This is a genomic window from Planomonospora alba, assembly GCF_039534085.1.
GTDB classification, from domain to species: domain Bacteria; phylum Actinomycetota; class Actinomycetes; order Streptosporangiales; family Streptosporangiaceae; genus Planomonospora_B; species Planomonospora_B alba.
Window position 1 is genome coordinate 1 of the sequence record NZ_BAAAUT010000109.1, and the last position, 9,796, is coordinate 9,796.

Annotated in this window: 10 protein-coding genes; all 10 read left to right on the forward strand. The window is 73.1% G+C overall.

What is annotated here, in order from left to right:
- A partial coding sequence (locus tag ABD823_RS33590) for an EAL domain-containing protein (protein ID WP_344866845.1) occupies window positions 1-484 on the forward strand: 484 nt, incomplete at its 5' end.
- A 294-nt stretch (window positions 485-778) separates the two neighbouring features.
- Window positions 779-2,395 carry a methyl-accepting chemotaxis protein gene (locus ABD823_RS33595; protein ID WP_344866847.1) on the forward strand — a complete coding sequence of 539 codons (1,617 nt, stop codon included), beginning with the start codon at window positions 779-781 and terminating at the stop codon, window positions 2,393-2,395.
- A 246-nt stretch (window positions 2,396-2,641) separates the two neighbouring features.
- Window positions 2,642-4,225: a methyl-accepting chemotaxis protein gene (locus tag ABD823_RS33600; protein WP_344866849.1), complete on the forward strand. Its 1,584-nt coding sequence runs from the start codon at window positions 2,642-2,644 to the stop codon at window positions 4,223-4,225.
- Between the two features lie 449 nt (window positions 4,226-4,674).
- Window positions 4,675-6,060, forward strand: coding sequence for an MFS transporter (locus ABD823_RS33605; protein WP_344866851.1), 1,386 nt, complete (start codon window positions 4,675-4,677; stop codon window positions 6,058-6,060).
- A 56-nt stretch (window positions 6,061-6,116) separates the two neighbouring features.
- Complete coding sequence (locus ABD823_RS33610; protein ID WP_344866853.1) at window positions 6,117-7,187, forward strand: protein-glutamate methylesterase/protein-glutamine glutaminase; 1,071 nt, start codon at window positions 6,117-6,119, stop codon at window positions 7,185-7,187.
- Between the two features lie 4 nt (window positions 7,188-7,191).
- Complete coding sequence (locus ABD823_RS33615) at window positions 7,192-8,034, forward strand: CheR family methyltransferase (protein ID WP_344866855.1); 843 nt, start codon at window positions 7,192-7,194, stop codon at window positions 8,032-8,034.
- A gap of 16 nt (window positions 8,035-8,050) precedes the next feature.
- Complete coding sequence (locus ABD823_RS33620; RefSeq protein WP_344866857.1) at window positions 8,051-8,428, forward strand: response regulator; 378 nt, start codon at window positions 8,051-8,053, stop codon at window positions 8,426-8,428.
- Window positions 8,425-8,889 carry a chemotaxis protein CheX gene (locus ABD823_RS33625; RefSeq protein ID WP_344866859.1) on the forward strand — a complete coding sequence of 155 codons (465 nt, stop codon included), beginning with the start codon at window positions 8,425-8,427 and terminating at the stop codon, window positions 8,887-8,889. The genes ABD823_RS33620 and ABD823_RS33625 overlap by 4 nt, the downstream gene beginning before the upstream one ends.
- A gap of 2 nt (window positions 8,890-8,891) precedes the next feature.
- Window positions 8,892-9,254 (forward strand): response regulator, encoded by a 363-nt coding sequence (locus tag ABD823_RS33630; protein WP_344866860.1) that lies wholly within the window; start codon window positions 8,892-8,894, stop codon window positions 9,252-9,254.
- A gap of 9 nt (window positions 9,255-9,263) precedes the next feature.
- Window positions 9,264-9,743, forward strand: a complete 480-nt coding sequence (locus ABD823_RS33635) for a hypothetical protein (RefSeq protein ID WP_344866862.1) — start codon at window positions 9,264-9,266, stop codon at window positions 9,741-9,743.
- The last annotated feature ends 53 nt before the right edge of the window (window positions 9,744-9,796 follow it).

A 9,796-nucleotide genomic window follows, 5' to 3' on the forward strand; every position in this document is an offset into this window, starting at 1 on the left:
GGAGGCGGGGCTGCCGGGTGAGGCGCTGGTGCTGGAGATCACCGAGACCGCGCTGCTCGCCAGCGGGCAGCAGGAGATCGAGCGGGTCATCGAGTACCTGGCGGAGCTGCGCTCCTACGGCATGCGGGTGGCCATCGACGACTTCGGCACCGGCTACTCCTCGCTGGCCTACCTCCAGCACCTCCCGGTCGACGTCGTCAAGATCGACGGCGCGTTCACCGCGTACGAGTCGGGCGACGACACCGCCTCCCGGCAGCGGCACGCCCTGACCCGGGCGATCATCGGCCTGTGCGAGAGCCTGGACCTGCCCGCGGTGGCGGAGAAGGTGGAGACCAGCGAGCAGGAGGAGTTCCTGCGCGACATGCGCTGCCCGCTGGGCCAGGGCTACCTGTTCAGCAAGCCGGTGCCGGCCCCGGCGCTGGACGCCCTGCTGGACCGCCGGGTCGACCGCTCCGGCCGGGTCGGCGGCCTGCTGGCCGGCTGACCGGGCCGACTGATCGGGCCGCCGCCCGGGGCCTCCCGACCCGGCACCCCTGCCCACGGCACCCCGCGCCCCCGGAACCCCGGTTCCGGGGGCGCGTCCCGTCTCCGGCGGCCCGCTCCCACGCTCCGGCGGCCCCGGTTTCACGGCGGTTTCCGGGACGAAGGTCCTCTCAACCGCCCGGCCCGCCTGCCGAGGGGACTCCGGAAAGGCGAGGACGGTTCCGGGCCCGGTGCTCCGGGGGCGTCCCAGGGACCACCGGCCGCGGCCGGAGCACGTGCGAAAAGGAACCCCGAGATGAGAGCGTCCGGAGCGGCTGGCGGACCCCGTGCAGCCCGGTCCTTCATCGCCGACCGGAGCGTCGGCGTCAAGATCTTCTTCAGTGTCGGCGTGATGGGCCTCGTGGCGCTGCTGGTGGGCGTGCTGGGCATCACGGGCATGTCCTCGCTCGGCACCAAGACCGATGAGCTCTACGAGGGTGGGATGCTGCCCGTGCAGATGCTCGCCAAGGTCCGAAAGGACCTGCTGAGCGCCCGCCTGGACGTCCTCAACCACGCGCTCTCGTCGGACCGGACGGACGTGGAGGAGTACGAGCAGTCCCTCGAGGAGGACTCCCGGACCTTCGAGGCCGACATGGAGGTCTACGCCGCCGACAGCGCCGCCCCCGAGCTGGTCGGCGACGTGCGTGCGGCGTGGGAGGACTACCGGGAGGCCACCGTGCCGTTCCTGGAGGCCAGCCGGCGTGGCGACGCGGAGGAGGTCAGGCGGCTCCGCAAGGAGACGCTCGCCCCGACGGGCGAGGCCGTGGCCGAGGCCATCGAGCGGCTGATGCTGAAGGAGATCGCCGACGGCAAGGCGCTGTCGGACGCCGCAGCCGACACCTACACCGGCGACCGCACGCTGACGATCGCCGCGCTGGTGGCCGGCCTGGCGGTCGCGCTGGTGATCGCGCTGACGATCGTGCGGACGCTCGTCGCCACCATCCGCAAGGTCTCCCACGTGGTGGAGGGCCTGGCCGAGGGCGACCTGACCCGGAAGGCGGAGGTGTCGGCCCGCGACGAGCTCGGCACCATGGCCGCCGGGCTGAACCGCGCCGTGGAGACCCTGCGCGGCACCGTCGGCGGCATCAACGCCAACAGCGCGCAGCTGGCCGGGGCCTCCCAGGAGCTGGCCGCGGTCAGCGAGCAGATCGCCGGCAGCGCCGAGCAGTCCGGCGGCCGGGCGGAGAGCGTCTCCGCCGCCGCCGAGCAGGTCTCCCGGAACGTGGAGACCGTCTCGGCCGCCACCGAGCAGATGACCGCCTCCATCCGGGAGATCGCCGCCAGCGCCGGAGACGCCGCCAAGATCGCGCACGAGGCGGTCCAGGTGGCCTCGACCACCAACGAGGCCATCACGGAGCTGGGCGCCTCCAGCGCCGAGATCGGCAACGTGGTCAAGACGATCACCTCCATCGCCGAGCAGACGAACCTGCTGGCGCTCAACGCCACCATCGAGGCGGCGCGCGCCGGGGACGCCGGCAAGGGCTTCGCGGTCGTCGCCTCCGAGGTCAAGGACCTGGCCCAGGAGACCGCCAAGGCCACCGAGGACATCTCGCAGCGCATCCAGGCGGTGCAGGGCCAGACCGAGGCCGCGGTGGCGGCCATCGCCCGCATCACCGAGGTGATCGACCGGATCAACGGCTACTCGGCCGCGATCGCCTCCGCCGTGGAGGAGCAGACCGCGACCACCAGCGAGATCAGCCGCAGCGTGTCCGAGGCGGCCGCGGGCGTCGGCCAGATCGCCGACGGCATCGGCGAGGTCGCCTCCTCGGTGCAGACGACCACCACCGGCGTCGGCGAGGCGCAGCGCTCCTCGGAGGAGCTGGCCCGCATGTCGGCGGAGCTGCAGCGCCTGGTGGCGGAGTTCCGGATCTGAGCCGGATCTGAGCCGGATCTGACCCGCCGCCGGGCCGGATCCGGGTCGGCGGCGGGACCGGGGACCGGCCCCGCCGCACGGGGCCTCCCGGCTCCGGCCCGGCTCCGGCCCGGCTCCGGGCCCGGCCGGGGGCGTGCCGTCGCCTGCGGAGCGCGCCTTTACCGCTCAGATGCGGCGCGGGCGCGCCGATTCAAGGGATGACGCACCATCACGAGCGCCGCCCCGGGCGGGCCGAGGAGTACGACCGTGGTAACGAGAGCCTGGCGCCTGGTCACCGACCGCAAGGTCGGCACCAAGATCATGATCGCGATGGCGGTACTGGCACTGACCGCCGTCGCCACCGGCCTGACAGGGCTGCTGAAGATCGAGGCCCTGAACGACGAGCACGACCGGCAGCTCGAGCGGGCCGTCCCCTTCGTCACCGGCCTCCAGCAGGCCGCCCTGGAGGCCAAGGCCGCCGCCAACGACGAGCGCGGTTTCCTGATCGCCGGTGACACCGCGTACAGCACCGGGGCCATGGAGCGCTTCGAGGCGGTCGACGCCGGCCTGGAGCAGGCCAAGGCCGCGGCCGGCTCGGCCGAGCAGGCCGCCCAGGTCGAGGAGATCACCGAGAGCGTGCACGCCTGGCGCGACGCGCTGTCGGACGAGTTCGCCCTCTACGCCACCGACAAGAAGGCCGCGACCGAGGCCGCCCTCGGCGCCAACCGCGAGCTGCGCAAGACCTACGAGGAGCAGTTCGACGCCGCCATGGAGGCGGCGGCGGGCGAGCTGGCCGCCGGCGCGGAGTTCGACGAGACCGTGGGCTCCGCCCGTGTCCTCGTCATCGCCGTCATGGTCGCCGGCCTGCTGTGGGGCGTCCTCAGCGGCCTGGCGATCGCCCGCGCCGTCACCGGCCGGGTGCGCGCCGTGGCGGGGGTGCTCCGGACGATGGCCGACGGCGACCTGACCGGCCGGGTGCCGGTGGACGGCAGGGACGAGCTGGCCGAGATGGCCGGGGCGCTGAACCGGGCCGCCGAGTCCATGCAGGCCGCGGTGCGCACCATCGACACCTCCTCGGACTCGCTGGCCGGCGCGGCCGAGGAGCTCACCGCCACCAGCGCGCAGATCGCCGCCTCCGCCGAGGAGACCAGCGTGCAGGCAGGGGTGGTCACCGCCGCGGCCGACGAGGTCTCCGGCAACGTGAACACCGTCGCGGCGGGCGCCGAGGAGATGGGCGCCTCCATCAGGGAGATCGCCAACAGCGCCCACGAGGCGGCCAAGGTCGCCGCCCAGGCGGTGGCGGCCGCGGCCTCGACCAACGAGACCGTCGCCAAGCTGGGCGCCTCCAGCGCCGAGATCGGCGACGTGGTCAAGACGATCACCTCGATCGCCGAGCAGACGAACCTGCTGGCGCTCAACGCCACCATCGAGGCGGCGCGCGCCGGCGACGCCGGCAAGGGCTTCGCGGTCGTGGCGGGCGAGGTCAAGGACCTGGCGCAGGAGACCGCCAAGGCGACCGAGGACATCTCCAAGCGGGTGGAGGCCATCCAGGTCGACACCGAGAGCGCGGTGGCGGCGATCGCCGAGATCAGCGAGATCATCGCGCGGATCAACGACTACCAGCTGACCATCGCCGGCGCGGTGGAGGAGCAGTCGGCCACCACCGACGAGATGAACCGCAGCGTCGTCGAGGCCGCGGCCGGCTCCGGGCAGATCGCCGGGAACATCTCCGCGGTGGCCCAGGCCGCCGAGATGACCAGCCAGAGCGTCACCGACACCCAGCGCGCCGCGGAGGAGCTGGCCCGCATGTCCGCCGAGCTGCGGGCGGTGGTGAACCGCTTCTCCGCCTGACCCGCCCGACCCGGGGCCCCGCCCACCAGGGCCCCGCCGGAGGACCGCCCGTCCGGGTTCGCCGTCCTCCGCCACCCGGGCCGCCTCCCCCTCCCCTCGGCGGCCCGCGACACGGCCCCGGCCCCCCAGGCCGGGGCCGCCGGCGTTCCCGGGGGAGCCGGCCCGGCCCCGCGCGGTGCCCGCGGCCTCCCCGGCGGCCCCCGGTCCGGCTCCCGCGTCCGGCGCGCCGCCGGGCGGCGGGAGGCGCCGCACCCCTTTCGCTACTCATCCTCCGGCCCCGGCTGCCGATCGGCTCGGCGGAGGACGGACCGCCCGCGGCCAGGCGGCGGTGCCGTACGGCACCGCGCGCGCACGGCCGTCCCGCAGCGGCGTCCGCCACCGGCGGGCCCCGGCGGGACGGATGCGACGAGCCCTCTACCCCTTCGAGGACCGACAGAGGAAGCGTCGCCGTGCGAACCCCCGACATGCTCCGTGCCCTTCGGCACCGCAACTACCGGCTGTGGGCGGGGGCGGACTTCCTGTCGGTCGCCGGCACCTGGATGCAGGTGCTGGGCGTCAACTGGCTGCTGCTGTCCATCACCGGCTCGGCCACCAGCCTGGGCTTCGGCCTGTTCCTGCAGTCGCTGCCCACCCTGCTGCTCGCCTTCGCCGGCGGGTCCCTGGCCGACCGGCTGCCCGCCCGGCCGCTGCTGCTGACCACCCAGGCCCTGCACGGGCTGCTCGCCGCGGTCCTGGCGGCGATCGCGCTGACCGGCGCCGGAGGCGTCTGGCCGATCTACGCGGTCGCCCTGCTCGGCGGCGTGGTCTCCGCCCTGGACGGGCCCGCCCTGGGCCGGTTCGGCGCGGAGGTCGTCGGCTCCGACGACCTGCCCAACGCGCTGGCCCTCGGCTCGGTGATCAGCTCCGGCGGGCGCATCCTCGGCATGGGCGCGGCCGGCGTCCTCATCCCCGTCGCCGGCACCGGGGCGCTGTTCGCCCTGAACGCGCTGAGCTTCGGGGTGACCATCGCGGCGATCTGCGCCATGCGAGGCGGCGAGCTGCACCCGCTGCCGCGCGCCTCGGCGGAGAAGGCCGGGATCGCGGCCGGGCTGCGCTACATCGGCGGGACCCGCTGGCTGCTGGTCCTGCTCGGCCTCGCCTTCGTACTGGGCGCCCTCGGCCGCAACTACCAGGTCACCATGGCCGCGATGAGCGACGGGCCGCTGGGCGCCGGCGCCGCCGGGTACGGCGTCCTGTCCGTGGTCTTCGCCGCCGGGGCCGTGGCCGGCGGCCTGTACGCGGCCTCCCGGCCGCAGCTGACGTTCCCCGTGCTGTTCGCCGCCGCGGCGGTCACCAGCGTCGGGCAGGTGTTCAGCGGCGTCATGCCGGGGGTGCTGTCCTTCGCCGTCGTGCTGCTGCCGATCGCGGCCGGCGCGGTCGTCCTCGACACCGCGGTCAGCACGCGGGCCCAGCTCGGCACCGCCGCGGAGATGCGGGGGCGGGTGCTGGCCGCGCAGTCGATGGTCGGCGCGGCCTCGGGTGCGGTCGGCGGGCCGCTGCTCGGCATGCTCTGCGACACGCTGGGCCCCCGTACGGCCCTCGTCGGCGCGGGGCTGGTCACCTCGGTGGCGACGTGCGCGGGCGCGGTGCTGCTGGCGCGCGCGCTCGGCCACCGGATCCGGCCCGCCGCCGCCGAGGCCCTGCCGTACGGCCTGCGCCCGCGGGCCGCGGCTCCCGCCCCGGCCGGGGCGCGCGCCGCCGCCGGGCCGGGAGCCGGGACGGGGGCCCCGGAAAGGCCGTATCCGGCGGCGCTGAAGGCGGACGAATCCTCAGCCCTCAGCCCTGTCGGTCGATAGGGAATCCGACGGGCGGGCTGTGAGACATGTCCCGCTCCTTACTCAGGAGGCCTCGCGTGGTTTCGGTTCTCGTGGTCGACGATTCGGTCGTCGTCCGACGCCTGATTGTCGACGCGTTGAGCGCGGATCCGGGCATCACGGTGGCGGGTACCGCTCCCAACGGCAAGGTCGCCCTCTCCAAGATCGAGATGTTGAAGCCCGACATCGTCACGCTCGACATCGAGATGCCGGTGATGGACGGTCTGACCACGATCCGGGAGATCCGGAAGGTGCACCCGCGCCTGCCGGTCATCATGTTCAGCACGCTGACCTCGGTCGGCGCCTCCGCCACCCTCGAGGCCCTGGCCGCGGGCGCCAGCGACTACGTGACCAAGCCGGCCAACGTCGGCAGCGTCGCGGAGTCCATCAAGAGCGTCCGCGAGCAGATCATCCCCCGCATCCACGCCCTCTGCAGGACCGGGACGCCGCGCGCGGCCCGGCCCGTCCCCCGGCTCGCGGCCCCGCCGGCCCGGAAGACGGGCGCCGCCGCCACCCCCGAGATCGTCGCGGTCGGCTGCTCCACCGGCGGGCCCGACGCCCTGGCCAAGGTGGTCAACGCGCTGCCCGCGGACTTCCCCGTCCCGATGGTCGTGGTCCAGCACATGCCGCAGGTGTTCACGAAGATGTTCGCCGAACGGCTCGACCGCTCCTCGCGGCTGCACGTCGTCGAGGCCCGCTCCGAGACCCAGCTGCGGCCCGGCACGGTCTACATCGCGCCCGGTGACTACCACCTGGAGGTCGTGCGGCGCGGCACCGGGACCTTCACCCACCTGAACCAGGGACCGCCGGAGAACTTCTGCCGCCCCGCCGTGGACGTGCTGTTCCGCTCCGTCGCCCAGGCGTACGGCGGCGCGACCCTGGCCGTGGTCCTGACGGGCATGGGCCAGGACGGCAAGCGCGGCAGCGAGGCCCTGACCGCCAAGGGGGCCGAGATCGTCGCCCAGGACGAGGCGACGTCCGTCGTGTGGGGCATGCCCGGCGCGGTGGCGGGGGCGGGCCTGGCCCACGCGATCCTCCCCCTGAACGACATTTCCCAGCATCTAATCAGCCGCGTGGCCGGTGGCCGCCCGGCAAGGTCCCGAGGATGATCTGATGGCTCTGACCCAACAGGAGTTCGCCTTCGTGAGCGGGCTCGTCCGGCGCGAGGCGGCGATCGTCCTCGAATCGGGCAAGGAATACCTCGTGGAGGCGCGCATCCTGCCTCTCGCCCGGCGGGCCGGCACCACCACGGTGTCGGAGTTCGTGGCGCGGGCGCAGCGCGAGCGCGCGTTCGCCGAGCAGATCGTCGACGCGCTCACCACCAACGAGACGTCGTGGCTGCGCGACCGCGAGCCGTTCACCGCGTTCACCGAGAGCGTGCTGCCGGACCTGGCGGAGCGCCGCCCGCCCGGCCACCGGCTGCGGATCTGGTCGGCCGCCTGCTCCAGCGGGCAGGAGCCGTACAGCCTGGCCATGCTGCTGGAGGAGTCCGTGCGGACCAGCCAGTACGAGATCTTCGCGACCGACATCTCGTCGGAGATGATCGAGCGGGCCAAGGCCGGCCGCTACAGCCAGCTCGAGGTCAACCGCGGGCTGCCCGTCCCCATGCTGGTGCGGTACTTCGACCGGGTGGGTACGGAATGGAAGGTGTCCGAGGCGCTGCGCCGCAACGTCTCGTTCCAGAAGCTGAACCTGGCCGCGCCGTTGCCGCAGGTGGCGCCCTTCGACGTGGTGTTCCTGCGCAACGTCCTGATCTACTTCGATCTGGAGACCAAGCGCTCGGTGCTGCGACGGGTGCGCAGCCTGATGCGGCCTGACGGCTGGCTGTTCCTCGGAGCCGCCGAAACCACAATCGGCATCGACGACGGGTTCGAACGCGTCGTCGCCGGGCGCGCGTCGGCGTACCGTCCGCGCGCCGACGTCACTGCGCCGGTCGGCGCGACAAGGAAGGGGTGACACCACGGTGCAGGCCATGGTGATCGACGACTCGCGGGCGATGCGCCTCATTCTGCGTCGCATCGTCACGCAGTTGGGCTTCGAGGTAATCGAGGCCGGAAACGGAAAAGAAGCACTTGATCTGCTGCAGACGGCGGATCCGGTGCCGCAGGTGGCGCTCATCGACTGGAACATGCCGGAGATGAACGGGCTGGAGTTCGTCACGGCGGTCCGCGCGGACGAGCGTTTCCGGCAGATGACGCTGATGATGGTCACCACCGAGAGCGAGCACGGGCAGATCGTCCGGGCGCTCGCGGCGGGGGCGCACGAGTACGTCATCAAGCCGTTCACGCCTGAGGCCATCGCCGAGAAGCTGGCCCTGCTGGGCCTCGTACCGAGTGGGATCATGCAATGAGCGTTACCACCGACGACCTGAACGCCATCACCGAGCAGGTGTGGCTGTCCTATCTGGACCCGGAGGGACTCCACCCGTTCCTCCCGTCGCCCGAGGCCCCGGCGCCGCCGCACGTGATCGCGTCGGTCTCGGTGACGGGGGCCTGGGAGGGCCACGTCGTCATGACGTTCTCCGAGGGGGCGGCCCGGCTGTCCACCTCGGCCCTGCTGGGCATGGAGAGCGACGAGGTCTCCGACGACGACGTCGCCGACGCGGTCGGCGAGCTGGTCAACGTGATCGGCGGCAACGTCAAGAGCCTGCTGCCCGACGGGTCGCTGCTGTCCCTGCCGCACGTGGTGACGGGTGAGGCCGGCGCCAAGTGGCCGGCGGCGGTGGAGATCTGCCGTCTCCAGGGCAGCTGGCAGGAGGAGAAGATCGCGATCGGCGTGTGGACCAGCAAGTCCACCGGGGCAGGGGAGTAGCCGTGAAGATTCTCGTCGCCGACGACAGCCGGGTGATGCGCCAGATCGTCACGCGGACCCTCCGCCAGGCGGGTTTCGGCGGTCACGACATCGTCGAGGCCGCCGACGGCCGCCAGGCCTACGACCTGGCGGTCGCGGAGAAGCCGGATCTGGTCCTGTCGGACTGGAACATGCCGGAGATGACCGGCATCGAGGTGCTGCGCGCGCTGCGCGCGGCCGGGGAGACCGTGCCGCTCGGCTTCGTCACCTCGGAGAGCACCGACGAGATGAAGCAGATGGCGGAGGCGGCGGGTGCGCTGTTCCTGATCACCAAGCCGTTCACCGCCGACACCTTCGCCGATGTACTCGGCCCGATCCTGGGGTAGAGGGCCTTCATGTCGCCACTTCCGGCTCCGAAAGCCATCAGGGACCTGTTCGAGGACATGCTCGGGCGGAGCGTCACCGTGGGCGTGACCGACCCCGCTCTCGCCGAGGACCTGCGCAGGGCGGCCGTGGCCCTGTACGTCGACAACTCCCGGAAGCTGACGGCGGTGGCCGGCCTGGACCTGAACCTGGCCTCGTACGCCGGGGCGGCCATCGGCCTGATCCCGGTGGGCGGCGCGGAGGCGTCCATCGAGGACGGCGAGCTGACGCCGATGCTGGCCGACAACGTCCGGGAGATCTGCAACATCCTGACGGGCCTGCTCAACCAGCAGGACCTGCCGCACCTGAAGCTGTACGAGTCGTACATGCCCGGGGAGACGGCTCCCGCGGACGCCACCAGCCGCCTGCTGGCCCTCGGCGCCCGCCTCGACCTGAAGGTCGACATCGCCGGATACGGCTCGGGCAAGTTCTGGCTGTCCCTGGCCGGTTGACGCGCGCGCCGCACCGGCGCCGGAGACACCGAAGGCGCCGTCCCCCGCGGGAC

Excerpts from the sequence above, each read along its gene's own strand:
- ABD823_RS33595 (WP_344866847.1), top strand. The coding sequence starts at position 779 with ATGAGAGCGTCCGGAGCGGCTGGCGGACCCCGTGCAGCCCGGTCCTTC.
- ABD823_RS33615 (WP_344866855.1), top strand. The coding sequence starts at position 7,192 with ATGGCTCTGACCCAACAGGAGTTCGCCTTCGTGAGCGGGCTCGTCCGG.
- ABD823_RS33620 (WP_344866857.1), top strand. The coding sequence starts at position 8,051 with ATGGTGATCGACGACTCGCGGGCGATGCGCCTCATTCTGCGTCGCATC.
- ABD823_RS33625 (WP_344866859.1), top strand. The coding sequence starts at position 8,425 with ATGAGCGTTACCACCGACGACCTGAACGCCATCACCGAGCAGGTGTGG.
- ABD823_RS33635 (WP_344866862.1), top strand. The coding sequence starts at position 9,264 with ATGTCGCCACTTCCGGCTCCGAAAGCCATCAGGGACCTGTTCGAGGAC.